10 protein-coding genes are annotated in these 18,400 nt (G+C 72.7%); 3 read left to right on the top strand and 7 right to left on the bottom strand.

What is annotated here, in order from left to right:
* Positions 1 to 227 precede the first annotated feature (227 nt).
* A complete protein-coding gene (locus tag ACFVVL_RS32005; protein WP_387681434.1) occupies positions 228 to 2,282 on the bottom strand; it encodes an FAD-dependent oxidoreductase in 2,055 nt (684 codons plus the stop codon).
* 223 nt (positions 2,283 to 2,505) lie between these two features.
* On the opposite strand from ACFVVL_RS32005, the gene ACFVVL_RS32000 reads away from it, so the two are divergent.
* Positions 2,506 to 3,777, top strand: coding sequence for a monooxygenase (locus tag ACFVVL_RS32000; RefSeq protein WP_387681431.1), 1,272 nt, complete (start codon positions 2,506 to 2,508; stop codon positions 3,775 to 3,777).
* A gap of 82 nt (positions 3,778 to 3,859) precedes the next feature.
* On the opposite strand, the gene ACFVVL_RS31995 is transcribed toward ACFVVL_RS32000, so the two are convergent.
* Complete coding sequence (locus ACFVVL_RS31995) at positions 3,860 to 4,435, bottom strand: TerD family protein (RefSeq protein WP_380297037.1); 576 nt, start codon at positions 4,433 to 4,435, stop codon at positions 3,860 to 3,862.
* Positions 4,436 to 4,488: 53 nt separating this feature from the next.
* Positions 4,489 to 5,403: a LysR substrate-binding domain-containing protein gene (locus tag ACFVVL_RS31990; protein ID WP_387681428.1), complete on the bottom strand. Its 915-nt coding sequence runs from the start codon at positions 5,401 to 5,403 to the stop codon at positions 4,489 to 4,491.
* A gap of 72 nt (positions 5,404 to 5,475) precedes the next feature.
* Here ACFVVL_RS31990 and ACFVVL_RS31985 point away from each other — a divergent pair, with 72 nt between their 5' ends.
* A complete protein-coding gene (locus ACFVVL_RS31985) occupies positions 5,476 to 6,246 on the top strand; it encodes an SDR family oxidoreductase (protein ID WP_387681425.1) in 771 nt (256 codons plus the stop codon).
* A gap of 179 nt (positions 6,247 to 6,425) precedes the next feature.
* Here the strand turns inward: ACFVVL_RS31985 and ACFVVL_RS31980 are convergent, their stop codons facing one another.
* Both ACFVVL_RS31980 and ACFVVL_RS31975 read right to left on the bottom strand, forming a co-directional pair.
* Positions 6,426 to 6,899, bottom strand: a complete 474-nt coding sequence (locus ACFVVL_RS31980) for a hypothetical protein (protein ID WP_387681422.1) — start codon at positions 6,897 to 6,899, stop codon at positions 6,426 to 6,428.
* Positions 6,900 to 6,902: 3 nt separating this feature from the next.
* On the bottom strand, positions 6,903 to 15,494 hold the full coding sequence (locus tag ACFVVL_RS31975; RefSeq protein WP_387681419.1) for a DNRLRE domain-containing protein: 8,592 nt from the start codon (positions 15,492 to 15,494) through the stop codon (positions 6,903 to 6,905).
* A 373-nt stretch (positions 15,495 to 15,867) separates the two neighbouring features.
* Here ACFVVL_RS31975 and ACFVVL_RS31970 point away from each other — a divergent pair, with 373 nt between their 5' ends.
* Positions 15,868 to 16,110: a hypothetical protein gene (locus ACFVVL_RS31970; RefSeq protein WP_387681416.1), complete on the top strand. Its 243-nt coding sequence runs from the start codon at positions 15,868 to 15,870 to the stop codon at positions 16,108 to 16,110.
* A gap of 4 nt (positions 16,111 to 16,114) precedes the next feature.
* Here ACFVVL_RS31970 and ACFVVL_RS31965 read toward each other — a convergent pair whose 3' ends face one another.
* Positions 16,115 to 17,719 carry a glycerol-3-phosphate dehydrogenase/oxidase gene (locus ACFVVL_RS31965; RefSeq protein ID WP_387681413.1) on the bottom strand — a complete coding sequence of 535 codons (1,605 nt, stop codon included), beginning with the start codon at positions 17,717 to 17,719 and terminating at the stop codon, positions 16,115 to 16,117.
* 34 nt (positions 17,720 to 17,753) lie between these two features.
* The gene (locus ACFVVL_RS31960) at positions 17,754 to 18,395 is read right to left on the bottom strand and encodes a TetR/AcrR family transcriptional regulator (protein WP_387681410.1); all 642 of its coding nucleotides are present in this window, start codon (positions 18,393 to 18,395) and stop codon (positions 17,754 to 17,756) included.
* Positions 18,396 to 18,400: the final 5 nt, after the last annotated feature.

Below are 18,400 nucleotides of genomic sequence, written 5' to 3'. Positions count from 1 at the left end.
AGCCGAAGGCCGGGGCCGGAGCCGAAGGCCGGGGCCGGAGCCGAAGGCCGGGGCCGGAGCCGAAGGCCGGGGCCGGAGCCGAAGGCCGGGGCCGGGGCCGGGGCCTTCGGCGACCGACGGGTACGCCACGCCCTCCCGGTCCGCTCCCGGCCGCCGGGACGGGAGCGGACCGGGAGGGCGGTACCGGGGCCGGGGGTGGCCGACAGGTACGTCGTGTGGGGGTGGGGTCAGAGGGTGGTGGCCAGGTCGGTGCCCTGCTTGATGGCGCGCTTGGCGTCGAGTTCGGCCGCCTCGTGGGCGCCGCCGATGAGGTGGGGGGTGAGGCCGAGGGCGCGCAGGGCGGTGTCCAGGTCGCGGCGCGGTTCCTGGCCGGTGCAGAGCACCACGGTGTCCACGGGCAGCAGCTGCGGCTCGCCGTCGAGGGTGAGGTGCAGGCCGGCGTCGTCGATCCGCTCGTAGCGGGCGCCGGCGACCATGGTGACGCCGCGGTGCTTGAGCTCGGTGCGGTGGATCCAGCCGGTGGTCTTGCCGAGCCCGGCGCCGACCTTGCCCGCCTTCCGCTGCAGCAGGTGGACCCGGCGCGGCGGCTCGGGGCGCTCGGGGCGGGCGAGGCCGCCGCGCTCGCGGTACTCCTCGTCGATGCCCCAGTGGCGGCGGTGCACGGCGGCGTCCAGGCTCGCCGCGTCGCCCGCGTCGGTGAGGTACTCGGCGACGTCGAAGCCGATGCCGCCCGCGCCGAGGATCGCGACCCGCTCGCCGACCGGCGCGCCGTCGCGCAGCACGTCGAGGTAGCCGAGCACGCTGGGGTGGTCGACGCCCGGCAGGTCGGCGGCGTCGGGGACGCGCGGGGTGACGCCGGTGGCGAGCACGATCTCGTCGAAGCCCTCGGCGGCGAGGTCGGGCGCCTGCGCCCACGCGCCGAGCCGCAGCTCCACGCCGAGGGCGTCGAGCCGGTGGCGGTAGTAGCGCAGGGTCTCGGCGAACTCCTCCTTGCCGGGGATGCGACGGGCGATGTCGAGCTGGCCGCCGATGGTGTCGGCCGCGTCGAGCAGGGTGACCCGGTGGCCGCGCTCGGCGGCCGTGACGGCGAAGGCGAGGCCGGCCGGTCCGGCACCGACGACGCCGATCCGCTTGGCGAGCCGGGTGGGGGCGAGGACGAGCTCGGTCTCGTGGCAGGCGCGCGGGTTGACCAGGCAGGAGGTGATCCGCCCGCTGAAGGTGTGGTCGAGGCAGGCCTGGTTGCAGCCGATGCAGGTGTTGACGGCCTCGGGGCGGCCCTCGGCGGCCTTGGCGACGAACTCGGGGTCGGCGAGCAGCGGGCGGGCGAGCGAGACGAGGTCGGCGAAGCCGTCGGCGAGCAGGTGCTCGGCCAGCTCGGGGGTGTTGATCCGGTTGGTGGTGACCAGCGGGACGGAGACGGAGCCCATCACCCGCTTGGTCACCCAGGCGTAGGCGCCGCGCGGCACCGAGGTGGCGATGGTGGGGATGCGCGCCTCGTGCCAGCCGATGCCGGTGTTGATGATGGTGGCGCCGGCCTCCTCGACCGCCCCGGCGAGGCGGATCACCTCGTCGAGGGTGGAGCCGCCGGGAACGAGGTCGAGCATGGAGAGCCGGTAGATCAGGATGAAGTCGGGGCCGACCCGCTCGCGCACCCGGCGGACGATCTCGACCGGGAAGCGCATCCGGTTCTCGTACGGGCCGCCCCACTCGTCCTCGCGGTGGTTGGTGGCGGCGGCGATGAACTCGTTGACCAGGTAGCCCTCGGAGCCCATGATCTCGACGCCGTCGTACCCGGCGCGCCGGGCGAGCTCGGCGCAGCGGGCGAAGTCGTCGATGGTCCGCTCGACCTCCTCGGTGGTGAGGGCGCGCGGCGGGAAGGGGCTGATCGGGGCCTGCACGGCGCTGGGGGCGACCAGGCCGGGGTGGTAGGCGTAGCGGCCGAAGTGCAGGATCTGCAGGGCGATCCGGCCGCCGGCGGCGTGCACGGCGTCGGTGACGACGCGGTGCTCGTCGGCCTCCTGCTCGGTGGTGAGCTTGGCGCCACCGTCCCAAGGGCGGCCGGCCTCGTTGGGGGCGATGCCGCCGGTGACGATGAGGCCCACGCCGCCGCGGGCGCGTTCGGCGTAGAAGGCGGCCATCCGCTCGAAGCCGCCGGGCGCCTCCTCCAGGCCGATGTGCATGGAGCCCATGATCACGCGGTTGGGGAGGGTGGTGAACCCGAGGTCGAGCGGTCGCAGCAGGTGCGGGTAGGGGGCTGCGGGGGTGCCGGCGGTCGTCGTCATCGCGGCGTCTCCTGGGAGGGGCTGGTGGTTACTCCACGGTAGGGGACGCGGAGGACCCTATGCAACCAGTTGCATAGGTGATCCGGGGAACACCGGCCGGCTTTCGCTGACGGATCATCAGTTCACGTCGTATCGTCGACAGGTCGACGGAACGAACGAGGAAACGACGGACATCGGCGGACGGGGCCCGGTCGGCGGGCCCCGGCGAGGAGGGGAGAAGGCCGTGCGGGGTGGATCGGTCGCCGTGGTCGGCGGCAGCATCGCGGGGTGCGCGTTCGCGCGGGCGGCGGCCCGGGGCGGCGCCGAGCGGGTCACCGTGCTGGAGCGCAGCCCGGGACACCTGGAGGACCGCGGGGTGGGCCTGTGCATCCTGCTGGACCGCTACGACGAACTGGTCCGCGCCGGGCACCTCGACGACGGCATCCGGCACCACCCCGTCACCGCCCGGCACTGGCTCGCCAAGGACGAGCGCGGCTCCGGCCCGCGCGGGCGGGCGCTGTGGGTGCAGCCGATGGCGATGCACTCCTACCACTGGGGCGTGCTCTGGCAGGGCCTGCGCGAACGCACCCCGGAGGGCGTCGAGTTCCGCCCCGGCACGGCCGTCACGGCGGCCGGCGGCACCGACGCCGCCGGGCCCGCCTGGGTGGAGACGGCGGCCGGCGGGCGCGAGGAGCACGACCTCGTGGTCGGCGCCGACGGCCACCGTTCGGTGGTGCGCAGCGCCGTCTGCCCCGAGGCCCGCTCCGAGTACGCCGGGTACGTCGCCTGGCGCGGCAGCTTCGACGCCCGGCTGCTGGACACCCTCCCGGGCGGCGCGGCCCGCTGGCCCGAGCAGGAGGTGATCACCGTCTGCTACCCCGGCGGTCAGGTGGTGCTCTACCGCATCCCCGGCCTCGAACCCGGCACCACCCTGGTCAACTGGGTCTTCTACGCCCCCGCCCCCGCCTGGCTGCAGCGCGCCGACGAGGACTCCGACCCGCTCGGCTTCCCGGTCGGCTCGCTGGACGCCGCCCACCACGGCGAACTGGCCGAGCTCGCCGGGCGCGTCCTGCCCTCGTACTGGGCGGGCGTGATCACCCTGACCCCGGTCGGGCGGATCCTGCTCCAGCCGATCCACGACCTGGAGACGCCGCGCCGCACCGCCGGGCGGCTGCTGCTCGCCGGTGACGCCGCGACGCTGGTCCGCCCGCACACCACCAGCGGCGCGGCCAAGGCGCTCCAGGACGCCTGCGCCTTCGAGGACGCCTGGCGGACGGCGGCGGACTGGGCCGACCTGCTGCCCGGCTACGACCGCGAGCGCGGCGCGGCCGGGCACGCCCTGGTGGACCTCAGCCGCCGGCTCGGCCGGGCCCAGGTCACCGGCGCGCCGGACTGGTCGGCCATCGACGAGCCGGGCATGGTGGCGTGGTGGCGCCAACAGCTGGGCAGCACCGGCGGATTCGGCGGGCTGGCGCTCGACCGGGCGCCGAACCCGCCGTCGGCCACCGGGCGTTGACCCGCTCAGTCGACCGCCCGGTGGCCCGCTGCCGACCTGCGGGTCCCCCTCGGGGGCCCCGCGGGTCGGACGTTCACGCGGGTCAGACGTTCACGCCGTAGTCGGTGGCGATGCCGCGCAGGCCGGAGGCGTAGCCCTGGCCGATCGCCCGGAACTTCCACTCGGCGCCGTTGCGGTACAGCTCGCCGAAGACCATCGCGGTCTCGGTGGAGGCGTCCTCGGTGAGGTCGTAGCGGGCCAGCTCCTGGCCGTTGGCCTGGTTGACGATCCGGATGAACGCGTTGCGCACCTGGCCGAAGCTCTGGAACCGGGCGTCCGCGTCGTAGATCGACACCGGGAAGACCACCTTGGCCACCTCCGCCGGGACGGCGGCGAGGTCCACCTTGATCTGCTCGTCGTCGCCGTCACCGCCACCGGTGAGGTTGTCACCGCTGTGCTCGACCGAACCCTCCGGGCTGGTCAGGTTGTTGAAGAAGACGAAGTGCTGGTCCGAGACCACCTTGCCGTGCGCGTTGCAGAGCAGCGCGCTCGCGTCCAGGTCGTAGTCGGCGCCGGTGGTGGTACGGACGTCCCAGCCGAGTCCGACGATGACGGCCGTCAGTCCCGGCGCCTCCTTGGTCAGCGAGACATTGCCGCCCTTGGCCAGCGAAACTCCCACGATTGCCCTCCTCGGTCGCTCTCCCTGCCAACGAATCTACAGCACTGTAGAGATCACGAGTATCCGTCACCCGACAACAGACCGGCCACGTGGTCCGGCAGCAGACAGGCCCGCCCGGACAGTAGTTCGACGAACGCCGCCGTCAGCGCGTCCGGCCTGGTCCGGGTGTACGCCGCCAGCGGCCGGCGCACCGGCGGCTCCGGCCGGCGCACCAGGCCCTCGAACCCGGCCGGCACGATGTTCGCGGGCACCAGCGCCGGCCCCAGCCCGGCGGCCGCCAGCAGCGGCGCCGCCGCCGTCTGCTCGGTGCGCACCGCCGCCCGGGGCCGGAACCCCGCCTCCGCGCAGGCCGCGTCCAGCAGGTCCGCCAGGCCGTTGCCCGGCGCGTAGTGCACCCAGTCGCACCCGGCCAGCTCCGCCAGCGGCACCCGGCCGCTGCCCGCGCCCATCTCCTCGGGGAGCACCAGCACGAACTCCTCCACCCCCAGTTCCCGGATCGGCCCTTCCCAGTCCGCCGGCGGCGTCCCCACCGCCACGTCCGCCTGCCCGGCCGCCATCGCCGCCCGCAGCTCCTCGTTGTGCGCGAACTCCCGCAGCCGGATCCGCACCCCCGGGTGCGCCGCCCGCCAGGCCCGCAGCACCGGCGGCAGGATGCCCAGGCTCACCGAGTACACCGTCGCCAACTCCAGCTCCCCGCCCGCCAGTCCGGCCGCCTGCCGGGCCGCCGCCCGCACCCGCCCGGCGTCCGCCAGCGCCGCCCGCGCGTGCGGCAGCACCGCCCGCCCCACCGGCGTCAGCCGCACCCCCCGCGGCAACCGCTCCAGCAACGGCCCGCCCACCGACTTCTCCAGCGCCCGCACCTGGTGCGACAGCGCCGGCTGGGTGACGTGCAGCAGCTCGGCGGCGCGGGTGAAGGAGCCGGTGTCGACGACGGTGACCAGGTACTCGAACTGCCGGAGGGTAGCCATGCACGCAGTTTATGGGTTCGACAGAAAACAATCCTTGGACGCATCACCGCTGGTCGGAGCAGCCTTTTAGGCATGACCGCCAACACCTTCCCCCTCCCCCTCCCCGTCACCCTCCCGCTCCCCCTCGCCTCCCGCCGCGTCGTCGTGGTCGGCGCCGGCTCCCACACCGGCCGCGCCCTCGCCCACGCCGCCTCCGCCGCCGGGGCCGAACTGATCCTCGCCGGCCCCGACCCGCGCAAGCTGGAGTGGACGGCCGGCGAACTGTCCGGCCCCGCGAAGGTCGTCCCCGTCGACCTCACCGACGAGGCGTCCATCGCCGCCCTCGCCACCGCCACCGGCCGCTTCGACCACCTGGTCTCCACCGCCGCCCTGCCCGCCAACGGCCCGCTCGCCGACCTCGAACTCGCCGACATCCACCGCGCGTTCGCCGCCAAGGTCTACGGCCCGCTGCTGCTCGCCAAGCACCTCGCCCCGCAGGCCGCCACCGACACCCCCGACGGCGCCTCCTTCACCTTCTTCTCCGGCGTCGCCGCCTGGCGCCCCGCCCCCGCCCGCACCGTGATGGCCACCACCAACGGCGCCCTCGCCTTCCTCGTCCAGGCCCTCGCCGTCGAGATCGCCCCCGTCCGCGTCAACGCCGTCTCCCCCGGCATCGTCGACACCGGCGCCTGGGACCGCCTGGGCGCCGACAAGGCCGCCTTCCTCCACACCACCGCCACCCGCAACCCCGCCCGCCGCACCGGCACCACCGACGACCTGGTCCACGCCGTCCACTACGCCATGACCAGCCCCTACGTCACCGGCACCGTCCTCCACGTCGACGGCGGCGGCCGCCTGGCCTGAACCAGGTCCCCATGGACACCTCGGCCGTGGGGAACCCCTCCCCCGGCCCCGTCCACTTCGCCATACATTCCCTCTTCGACCGACGAGGGAGAAAACCGAACCACCCACGTCCTCCGCTGACGGAAAAGCAGGCGGGGCCCGCCGAATCGGCAGGCCCCGCCTGTGGTCACAGATCCTTCCTAGTCTTCGAGGAACGGCGAGACCATCTCGTCCACGTAGAGACCGGCCGAGCGGGCTCGCGCGACGCAGTCGTCCGCGTTGCCGGGTGTTCCCACGAACATGTAGTAGTCAGTGGCGAGGTGGACGTAGAAGCCTCCTTCTCCTTCGAGAAGGCACCAGACGTCCTCCTCCCGAAGAATCGACCGCGCCAGTTCGACGGCCCGGTCGGGAGTCAACTCCTCGCCTTCCTGGACCCTTCCCCACCACGGACTCTCTGGGTGGATCTCCAGACTGTCCACTGTGAGCGCGCCGACCCGGGCCGCCCGCAGGAAGTCCTGGATCACGGCCAGGTACTTCTGCTCGGTCCGCAGGTATTCCTCCTCGGTCAGCACGACCCCGTCGTAGCTTCGGCCGATGTCGGAGATCGCCGTCCAGGAGTCCTTGACCCCGGTTCTCTCCGCTTCCGAATACTTGACAACGCGGTACCGGTTCACAGGTCAGTCACCCACGCGGTGGCAGAGGTGCTTGCAGTAGGTCCCGGACCGCCTCACCTTGTTGACGAGATCCTTCGCCTTGCCCGCCATCTTCCAGCCGCCTCCCCGGTGTCCGGTGCGGTCGCGGGTGATGAACACGTTCCCCTTCCGGTAGACCTTGGCCTTCTGCGATTCGGCCCCGGCCTCCTCGACGAAGCCCATCTTCTTGGCGATACGACCGGCGTCCCGCTCCGTGAGCTCGTTTCCGAGCTTACAAGCCGCGGGCAGCTTGGAGTTGTCGTTGTGCGTCAGGACCTCGTCGCCGCCGGCGGTGAGCACCACGAACGTGTGCACGTTGCCGACGTTGAGGTTGTAGACGAGTTCGTCGACGGTGTCACCGAGGTCGCGGGTGTACGTGACCTCGACGGTGCTGCCGTCGGGCGAGAGGAGTTCCTCTCCGACGACCACATCGGCCGCCTCGACCCAGCCGCGGCCGACCACCCACATCGGGTGGTTGGCGGTGGCCTCCAGGGGCGCGGTCGAGGGATCCAGGTCGGTGTCGATCTGGACCATGTGCTTGGTCCCGAAGCCGACCACGACGTCGAGGACCGGCTGGGCCGTGGTCTCGCCGGTGACCGGGTCGGTGGCGGCGACGAAGTCGCCGATCCGGATCTCGGAAATCGGACGGTAGGCGCCGTCGGCCATCCGCACCAGCGTGTCCGGAGCGAAGGAGTTCCTCCGCGGGCACCCGCAACTGCAGTTCTTGGTGATGGACTTCACCTTGGACGCGGTGGCCCGGTACACCGCCTTGGCCTTCACCACCACACGTTCGGCCCTGACCGCCGCGCGGGTGGCCTTGACCGTGCTGACCGCCGCCTTCACGACGGGGCCGGCGCCGACCGTGGCGGCCACCGCCACCACCGCCATCTCGGCGGCCTTCGCCCAGTTGCCGGTGGCCGCATAGGACACCGAGGACACGACCGCCGCGACGGCGCCGATCGGGCCGGGGATGTAGGACGCCACCTCGGCGACCTTGGCGACGACCTCCACCGTCTTCTTCAGCCACTTGGGCATGCCCCAGTTGCCGTCGAGGTCGGTGCAGTTGACCGGGTCACCGGTGCAGTAGTCGTACGTGCTGGCGTTGCCGCCGGGCACCGGGTCGATCTGCAGGAAGCGGCCGAGGGCCGGGCTGTAGAGGCGGGCACCCATGAGGATGTCGCCGTCCTGGGCCTCGGCGGAGCGCTGCTTGCCGCCCAGCCAGCCGTAGCGGACGGTCTCCTGGCCGTCCTGGGGGATGCCGAACTCGTCGAAGTCCAGCACCACCGGCTTGGTCAGCGCGGTGTCGGTGGTGATGACCACCGAGCCGAACAGGTTGGTCAGCTGGAGCTGGACGTCACCGGTCTTGCTGGTGGTGGCGGTGAGGTCGCCGTCGGGGCCCGAGACGTTGCGGGTCAGGGTGCCCTGGGTGGTGTCCTCGATCGTCCAGCGGACCTCGTCGGAGTCGTCGCCGTAGTGGTTCAGCTTCGAGGTGGCGCCGGCCCAGGAGCCGTCCGCCTGCTTCTTCGAGGTGGTGAACGCGGTCAGGCGGTGGGCGGCGTCGAGCGCCCACTCCTGCTTGGTGTCCCCCTTCTCCTGGGCGGCGACACGGTCGTTGGCCCAGTAGGTGTTGGTCGCGCCGGTCACGGTCTTCACCGTGCGCCCGAAGGCGTCGTAGAAGTAGCCCGTGTCCGTGAGGCGGTCGGCGCTGTCGTAGGTGTGGTTCTCCGCCGTCGCCCCGCCGGTGCTGCACTCGCCGGACGCGCCCTTGGGGGACGTCTGCTTGGACAGGCGGTTGGAGTGCTCGTCGAAGGCGTACTGGCGGGTGACGCAGCCGGCGGCGACCGTGGACTGCTCGGCCTTCACCAGCCGCCCGAGCCGGTCGTACCGGTAGGAGCGGGTGGCGGTGGAGCTGGTGTCCTTGGCCACCTGGCCCTGGGTGGAGACGTCGGTGGTCTGCGCCCAGATCACCTTGTTGTCGCTGGTGCGGGTGTAGGTGCGGCCGGTGGCCTCGCCGACGGCGTTGGTGGTGTCCTTGCGGACGATGCCGCCCGGGTAGGTCTGCTCGACCAGCTGGCCGTCCGGACCGTACTTCGCCGTGAACTCACCGGCCACGCTGTCGTTGACGGAGGTGACCAGCCCGCGCGGCTCCTTGGCCCGGTCGTAGGTGTAGGTGGTGAACCCGGTGGGGTCGGTGACCTTGACGGGCTTGCCGAACTTGTCGAACTCCGAGGTGGTGGTGCCGCCGTCGGCGTCCGTGTAGGAGATCAGCCGGCCGAGCTGGTCGATCACCCGGGTCAGCGACTTGCCGCCCGCGTTCGTCTTCACGATGTCGCCGGTGGCGGGGTCGTACTCGGTGGTGACCTTCGGCAGCGCCTTGCCCTCGTCCGAGGTGATCTCGGTGGAGGTGATCCGGTCCGCGCCGTCGTAGGTGGTGACGGTCTTGCGGCTCTTGCCCGCGTTGGTCTCGGTGGTCTCCTCCGCCTCGCCGAACGGCGAGTAGCGGGTGATCCGCTTGACCGGCAGGGTGGTCGGCATCCGCGTCGCGTCCGCACCGGTGACCGCGCCGCCCGGCATGGTGACACAGGGCAGGCCCGCCCACTCCGGGCGGTTGGCGCACAGGGCGTCGTCCGGGTTGGCACCGGCGGTGTAGAACACCGACTTCACCGTCCCGGCGTCCGCGCCGTTCGAGCCCGGCTTGCGCGACTCCAGCGCGTGCCCGGAGGCGTCGTACTTGACCGTGGAGGTCAGCTTGGCGCCGAGCGCGTCCGTGGTGACCGAGGTCGCCACCTTCAACGCCCACCCGGAGGCACCGCCGATCGGCGTGTCGTAGCCGGTCCTGGTGACCCGCAGCTCGACGTCGTCGGCGTAGCCCTCGATCCGGGCACCATCGGTCTGGGTGGTGACCAGGTGGTACGCCTGGCCGTCGGGCTTGTTCTCGTCGTAGGTGTTGGTGTTGTGGTCACGCGCCACCACCGAGGTCCCGGCCAGGAGGGTCGGGTTGACGGTGGCCTTGGTCAGCGTGACCGTGTCCAGGCCCGCGTGGAAGCGCTCGCCGGTGCTGGCGGTGTTGGTGCCGGTGACGGTGAGCTTGAGCTCGTGGTCACCGCGTGCCAAGTGGACCGGCGTTCCGAGCGCGTACGGCGCCACGGCCGGATCGGCGGAGTACTGGTCGATCGGCTGGCCGAGCGGCTGGCCGTCGATCGCGAACTGCACGGTGCCGTGGTCGTTGTACTTGGTCTGCTGGCCGGAGAGCAGGTAGTCGCCCTCCTCCGGAACGCTGACCCGCAGCACGACGTAGCCGCCCGCGGCCGTCGCCCGCACGCTCAGGTGCGCACCGCCGGACCAGAGCAGGCCACAGCAGTTGTTGTCGACCTGGACCGGCACGGTGGCGCCGAGCTGCGGCAGCTTCTCGGCCTCCGAGGTGACGGCGACCGGGGTGGTCTGGCCGTTCACCTGCTCAGCGAGCGAGGCACGGTACACCGGGCCGAGCGTCTCGACGACGTCCAGGCCGTCCGCACTGTAGGTGGTGCGCGAGTCCAGCAGCCGGGCGCGGGACTTGGTGATCTCGGCCTTGCGCGCCTTCTGCTCGTCGGTCAGGTTCGCGGCGAGCAGTTCGGCCGGGATCTGGGGCAGGCCCAGTTCGGCGGTGAAGCGGTCGGCGTCGGGGTAGGTCCCGAGTGCGATGGACCGGTTGGTCGCCTGCAGGGTGCGGACGGCGTGGCCGTAGCGGTCGTACTCGGTGGTGTCGATGTCACCCCCGGGGGTGACGGACGGGCTCGCCGCGTTGACCTCGTTGCCGGAGGCGTTGAGGTAGTGCACGGCGGCCGCCCTGTAGCCGCCCGGACCGGGCTTGACGGCCGTCGCGGTGTTGGTGCCCGGGTCGTCCTCCGGACCGAACACCGCCGTGGCGTCGGTCGGCGCGTCCAGCTGCGCCCACGTGGCCGCGTCCGCGCCCGACAGGTCGTACGGACCGCCGGCACCGGTGGTCAGCGGCACCTCGTAGACGACGTTGGTCGCGACCTCGCCGCTGACCTGGTCCTTGCTGCCCTGCGCCAGGGCCGCACGGCGGACCTTCAGCAGACGCCCCGGGTCCTGGTCGGCCGCGGCCTTCCCGTAGTCGAGGTTCCACGGCAGCTCACCCGCGGCACCGATCAGGGTGACCCGGCCGTCCGCGTCGTAGCTGTACGTGGTCTTCAGCGGCTGCGCGAGGCGCGGGTCCCAGACCTGGGCCATGCGGCCCTTGTCGTCGTACACGTAATGCGTGACCTCGACGGCCTCCTGCTTCGACGTGGCCGGGTTCCACGACCAGACCTTCGCCGAACGGATGCGGTCCAGGTAGTCACCGGGCGTCGTCGCCGTCGCCGTGGTGACCTTCGCGTAGTCGTACTCCATGACCTCGCAGCCGCGCGGCAGCGGGTCGACCGAGCAGTGGTTGGCGTCGTCGACGCCCGGCTCGACCGGCGGGATGACGCGCTTGACGAGCGAACGCCCGTCGGCGGTGTCGTACTGGTACCGGGTGGTCGAGGCCGCCTCGGCGCCGATGTCGGCGATGACCTGGTAGATGTTCGAACCGGCCTGGCGGGCGAAGACGGTCTTCGAGCCGTCCAGCTCGCTCAGCTCATAGGTGGTGCCGTTGGTCTGGACGTCCCAGACCTGGTTCGCACCGGCCCAGCAGGACCAGATGGTGGCACCGTTGTAGGCGTCGAGGCACTTGCCGTTGTGGCGGTTCACCACGATGCCGTTGGAGTGCACCTCCCACTGCTGGTTGTCGCCGCCGTTGCAGCCCCACAGGGTCAGCCGGGTGTTGTCACCCGTCACGCCCCACGGGCTGTCGAGGCAGTAGCCGAGCACCCGCAGCGTCAGGTCGTCGCCCCGGGTCCACTGCTGGTTGGTGGCACCGGTGCACGGCGCGCTCTGCAGCACCGCGCCGTTGCCCGCGGAGCCGTTCGGCACCTCCAGGCACTGGCCGGTGGCGTTGAGCACGATCGCACCGGCGGTGGCCGGCACGGCCTTCAGGGTGAGCGACTCGGCGCCCGGCTCCGGGAAGAGGGTGCCGTCGGTGCCCTTGGCGAAGGTGAGCGAGGTGTCGTCGTTGCCCTTGATCTCGACCAGGTCGGACTGCGGGAACGACAGCGAGCGGTAGTCGGATCCGGCGCCCGCGTCCGGGCCGCCGGACCACTGCGGACCGAACGGCGCGACGATCTCCTTCAGCGACAGGTCGTCGAAGAAGACCTCCTTGCCCGTGCCGGGGAGGTTGCCGTTGTAGAGCCGGAACCACGCCTGGTCGGCGTCCTTCGGGACGACCATGTCGACGGTCAGCTGCTGCCAGGCGTCGGTGAACGAGGCCTTCTTCGAGGTGATCTGTCCGTAGCCGGCCGCCGTGTGGTAGATGCCGGTCAGGGTCAGGCCGCGGTCGGCGAGCGGGTTGTCCAGGCCGGTCGCGCCGGGGACGTAGATCCAGCCGGTGAGGCGGTACGTCTTGCCGGGCTGCATGCCCTGGGCGAAGGTGTACTCCGGGCCGACGGCCGCGTAGCTGTCCCAGCCGTTGCCCGGCTTGACCAGCAGCGAGTCGGTGGAGCTGTCGTGGCCGCGGACGGTCGAGCGGCTGAGCTCGGCCTGGCCGGCCGTGAAGCCGGTGAGGTCGGTGCCCACCTGGCGCTGGTTGGCGGTCAGGCGCTCGCCCTGCGGCTGCCAGCCGCGCGCGAGGTCGCGCGAGGACGAGGTGCGGGCCACCGACATGCCGAACTCGTTGGCGTCGGTGACGTTGACGGAGTAGTCACCGGTCAGCAGGTTGACCGAACCCGGGCCGACCTCGGTGGAGGCCGCGCCGTCCGCGTTGCGGTCGACGGTGATGGTGTTCCAGACGGTCGCGTATCCGGCGCCCGAGCCGTCCTCCGGGAACAGCTTGGCGCGGACCTGGACGACGCCGCCGACGTTGCCGAGCGTGTCGATGACGGTCCAGTTGGCGTGCGGGCCGAGGTCCGCGAGACGCGGCTTGTCCTCGGTGACCGGGGTGTTGTCCGCCTTGGTCAGGTTCGCCCGGGGCACCGTGTACTCGGTGGCGCCGGGGCCGCGACGGTACTCGTAGACCACGCGCTTGAACTGGGCCTGGGCGTCCACGGCCAGCTTGACGCGCTTGGCGGACTGGCTGCCGTTGACCGGCGAGGCCAGACCGGCCTGACCGACCTGGAAGGTGTAGACGGCGGGCGGGGACAGGTTGCCCGCACGGTCCTTGGCCTGCACGCTGAGCACGCGCCGGCCCTCGGTGGTCGGGGTGATCGAGGTGGTCAGCGCCGCGGTGGCGTTGACCGTGACCGGGGTGCCGCCGTCCAGCGTGTAGACGTAGCCGACCAGATCGTCGGTGCCCTGCGGGGGCGTGAAGGTGAACGCGCCGGCCTGGTTGGCGGCGCCGTGCCACAGCGCGTCCGACGGATAGTCGGCGGAGGTGACGAACGGCGTGCCCGGCTTGACGGTGTCCGCGATCAGGTACGTCCCGGCCCAGCCGGAGCGGGACTTGCCGTCGTCGAGCATCGCCCAGATCGAGTACTGCACGCCCTCGTCGAGCTTGGCGATGCCGTAGTCGGACGGACGGACGGTGGCGACGGCGCCGTTCGGGGTGGGCCTGGCGATGCTGCCGAGGAACGTGTCACCGCGCCACAGGTCCAGGTAGACCGTGAGCGCGTCACCGTCGACATCGGCGGCCTGCACCTGGAAGCGGGGGTTGGCGTCCGGGGTGTAGGCCGGGCTGCCCGGCTGCGACGGCAGCACCTGGACGGTGGCCGGGGTCGCCGGGACGGTGTTGTAGGTGACCGAGATGTACGGCGGGAAGTCGCCCTCGGCGGAGTCGAACTTCTTCCAGGAGAGGTTGCTGTTCTCGTCCGCCGCCTTCAGCAGGAAGCCGTAGTCGCGGTAGCCGAACTGGGCGAAGTGCCGGATCATCCCGGTGACGTCGGCCTTCGCCCACACCGAGCCGCCGGCGGCGGTGCAGGTGTGGCTGTCGCCGCCGTCGTTGTCGTAGGTGTCGTTGGACGTCGCCCAGAGGGTCTCGCCCTGCGGCATGTTGTTCCACCGCATCCACCCGGCCGCGCCCAGCGCGTTCCAGACCTCCCACTGCTTCGCGACGCAGGACGAGGAGTGGAAGTTGTACAGGTTGAGCGTGGCGCTCTGGATCTGCTTGCCGTTGAAGTCGGCACCCGGGATCGTCAGGAACGAACGGGCCTTGGTCGAACCGTCGTAGCTGCCCAGCTTCAGGAGATCGGCCGACGAGTTGTCGGTGTTCTCGTTGTTCTGGATGTAGGTGTCGAAGGTGGTGACGACGTCGACGACCGGGTCGATGGTGACCGGGTAGCTGGTCCTCGCGTCGGCCAGGAACGCCGCGTCAGGGGTGAACACCAGCTCGGTGTCCGCGCCCTGACCGCGCACCTCCATGGTCACCGGGGCCCGGTTGAGGTGCTCCTGCGAGGCCTCGTCGACCACCGCGTCCCACATCACGGGGGCGGGGATCTTCACGGCCTGCTTGCCGGAGACCTTCTCCAGCAGCTGGATCGAGCCGTCCGGCTGGGGGGCCACGGTGAGGCCGGTGGTGTCGAGCGGGATCGTGATCGTGCCGGTCTGGGAGACGGCGGAACGATCCTTCACGATCAGGAACTGCTCGAAGCCGGTCCGGGTCGCCTGGAGGACGAGGTCGACGCCGGGGCGGGCGTCGACGTAGGTCGCCTTCTTGCCCTCCAGCTTGGGCTTGGGCAGCTTGCCCAGCCAGCCGAAGGAGATCTGCTGGTCACCGGAGCCGATCGTGACCAGCGGGCGCTCGGCCGGCTTGGTCGCGGGAGCGGCGGGCGCGGCAGGAGCGGCGGGCGCGGCGGGCGCGGCGGGCGCAGCCGTCGGGGCGGCGGCCGGAGCGGCGGGCGCGGCCGGGGTGGCCGTCGGGGTCGCCGTGGCGGCCGCGGTCGTCGGGGTTGCGTCCGGGGTGGCCGTCGGCGCGACCGTCGGGGTCGCGTCCGGGGCCGCCGTCGGGGCCGCGGTCGTCGGGGTCGCCTCCGGCGTCGCGTCCGGGGTGGCCGGGGCCGAGGGCTGGTCGGCGGCGGGGGCCGCGGCGCGGGCGGCGCCGCGGGAGGCGTGCTCGGTGGGGGTCGCGGTGGGCGTCGTGGCGCCCGGCAGGCTGTCGCCCACCGTCACGCCGGCGTCGCCGCCCTCGAAGACCAGGCCCTCCGGGTGCGCCTTGGGCGCGACCTTGCCGTCCGGCGTCTGCACCAGGGTGGTGTCGACCGGCACCCAGGCGTCGCCGACCTTCATCCGCAGCGGGCCGGTGGAGCGCTCGGAGGTCAGCGTCCCGTCCGGGTTCGCCCACAGGGTGACGAACTCGGTGCGGGCCTTGGTGACCTCGATCCGGCGGCCCTGGAGGCGGGCCGCCAGGAGGGCCGACGCCTCGTCGGGTGCCTCGGTGGAGGGCGCGGCCGGGGCCGCCGGGGGAACCGGCGCCTCGGCGGACCGACCGGACGCCAGGGCGTCGGCGACCACACCGGTCTGCACCAGCAGACCGAGTGTCAATACCGTGGATATCCGGCGTATCCAGCGCATGGAAAAGGCCCCGCCGGTGGAACCGGACGAGGCCAAAGACCGTCGTTTCATCAAGACTCTCTCGGAAGATGGTGCGTCATCAGACGGTTCGTTCAGAACCGAAAGACAACCTCTCATCCCCAGCGAACACCCAGGAACCATTCAGGATGACAATCAAGTAACGGATCATCCACACCCTGTAATTAGGTGGCGATTCATCCTTGTTCGCACCGACCGGGCCATTTCCCCCATTCGCCCCGGGATATCAGGAATCACCCGCTTTCGCGCCGTAGACTGGCCGTTGCCCGGGGTTTCCCGGGAGGGGGGCTCGCGGGAGGTCCTCATGCGTCGGCGGCACAGTTTCCACCTCGACCGGGGAACACACTCCGTCACGGTGAACGTCCGGTCCGGCCGGATCACCGAGACCGAACTGCTGGTGGACGGCAAGGAGGTGGCCTTCCACCGGGTGCACGGTCACGGGGTGTACCCGCTGACCCTCGCCGCCCAGCTCCCCGGGGAGCCGCCGCAACAGGTGGCCGTCCGGCTGGAGCGCACGGGCGTGCCGGAGCGGCCGCTCAGCTGCGCGCTGGAGCTCGGCGGGGCCGTGCACCCGATGCCGGAACGGACCGAACGCTGAGGCGCTAGACCTTCGCCGCGATCTCCTCGACGGCCGCGCGCGCCCGGTCCGCGTCCGCCGGGACGAGGCCGATCCTGGTGCGCCGGTGCAGCACGTCCTCGACGTCCAGCGCGCCCTCGTGGGTGAGCGCGTACGCGATCTCGGCCCGGCTGACGTCGATCCCCTCCGCGACCGGCGCGCCGTAGCCGGCGCCCAGCCGTTCCTCCCCCACCGCCAGCACCTCGCTCGCCGCGCCGCCGTGCCGGGCGAGCAGCGAAGCCGCGACCTCCCCCTCCGGCGCCGGGCGGCTGTCGCGGTGGCCGGGCGCGCCGACCAGCGGCAGCCGGGCCGTCCAGCAGGCGCGGGCGGGCAGTGCGCGCAGCCGGACGGCGGCGTCCACGGCGTCCTGGGCCATCCGGCGGTAGGTGGTGAGCTTGCCGCCGACCACGGTGATCACACCGTCCGGGGACTCCAGCACGGCGTGCTGCCGGGAGAGGTCGGCGGTGGCGCCGTCGCCGGTGTCGATCAGCGGGCGCAGTCCGGCGTAGGCGCCGCGTACGTCGGCCCTGGTCAGCGCGGTCTCCAGGGCGGTGTTCACGGTGTCGAGCAGGAAGTCGAGCTCGGCCTCGGTGGGCTGCGGCTCGTCCGGGACCGGGCCGGGCGCGTCCTCGTCGGTGAGGCCGATCGCGACCCGGCCGAGCTGCTGCGGCAGCGCGAAGACGAAGCGGCTGGTGGAGCCGGGGACGGGCACGGTGAGCGCGGCGGCGGGCCGGCCGAGCGCGGTCGCGTCGACCAGCAGGTGGGTGCCCCGGCTGGGGCGCAGCCGGATGGAGGGGTCCACCTCGCCCGCCCACACGCCGGTGGCGTTGACCACGGCGCGGGCGCCGAGCAGGAACGATTCACCGGTCAGGGTGTCGGTGAGCCGGGCGCCCGACCCGGTCACCTGCTCGGCGCGCACCCGGGTCAGCACGGACACTCCGTACTGCGCCGCCGTCCGGGCCAGCGCCACCACCAGCCGGGCGTCGTCCACGAGTTGGCCGTCGTGCGCGACCAGGGCGCCGGACAGCCCGGCGCCGCGCAGGCCCGGCACCAGGGCGCGGGCCCGGTCCGCGCCCACCCGGCGCACGCGCGGCAGCAGCCGGCCCGGGGTGCCGGCGCTCAGCCGCAGCGCGTCGCCCGCGTGGAAGCCCGCGCGGACCAGCGCGGCCTGCCCGGGCCGCATCAACCCGTGCAGCAGCGGCACCAGTTGGGGCAGCGCGCGGACCAGGTGCGGGGCGGTGCGGGTCATCAGCACCCCGCGCTCGACCGCGCTCTCCCGGGCCACGCCGATCCGGCCGGAGGCGAGGTAGCGCAGACCGCCGTGGACGAGCTTGGAGCTCCACCGGCTGGTCCCGAAGGCGAGGTCGCGCGCCTCGACCAGCGCCACGGAGAGCCCGCGGGCGGCCGCGTCCAGCGCGACGCCCGCGCCGGTCACGCCGCCGCCGATCACCAGGAGGTCGACCGACGGCCCGGAGGCGAGCGCGTCCAGCTCCAACTCCCGGCGACGGGCGGTGAGTCGGGCGGTCCCGGCGAAGGGCCCGGCGAAGGGCCCGGCGAAGGGCCCGGCGAAGGGCCCGGCGGGGGTGGTCATCTGCGGCCTCCGTAGCGGATCGGTGTCGGCGGGTTCACGGCGCGAGGTAGCCGTCCAGGGCCCGGGCGAGCTCGCGGCGCCAGGCCGCCTCGGGCAGCAGCGTCGCCACCATGCGGTGCGACTGGACGGTGGACTGGGCGATCAGCAGCACCATCGCGGCGAGCTCGACCGGCTCGCCGGCCCGGATCGAGCCGTGGTGCTGCCCCTGGACGATGCCGGCCCGCAGCGCCTCCAGCAGCCCGCGCTGGCTGGTGCCGAGGCGCTCGACCACGTACTCGAAGAGGGTGTCGGAGTCGGCGGAGCGCAGCAGCGCGCCGAGCACCGGGTGGTCGCGCAGCCGGACCGCCACCTCGACGACGCCCTCGACGAACGCGGCCCGGTCGGCGCCGCCGAGCCGCACGGCGTCCCGGGTGGCCCCGATCTCGCGGGTCAGCAGCGCACCGATCACCGCCCGGACGTCCGGCCAGCGCCGGTAGACGGTCGGCCGGCTCACCCCGGCGCGGCGCGCGATCTCGGCCAACTGGGTGCGGCCCACGCCGAATTGCACGATCAGCTCGGCGGCGGCGTCGAGGATCGCGTCATCGGTTCCGCGCGGTCCGGCGGACTGCGGCGCGGCGGCCCGCCCAGGACTCCCGGGGCTCTGGGGCCCCTCAGGGGCATCGTTACTACTTGACATGATGT

Source organism: Kitasatospora sp. NPDC058115 (genome assembly GCF_042884635.1).
GTDB lineage: Bacteria > Actinomycetota > Actinomycetes > Streptomycetales > Streptomycetaceae > Kitasatospora.
Note: the sequence above shows the minus strand (reverse complement) of the source record. Positions and strands in the feature narration are given on the sequence as shown.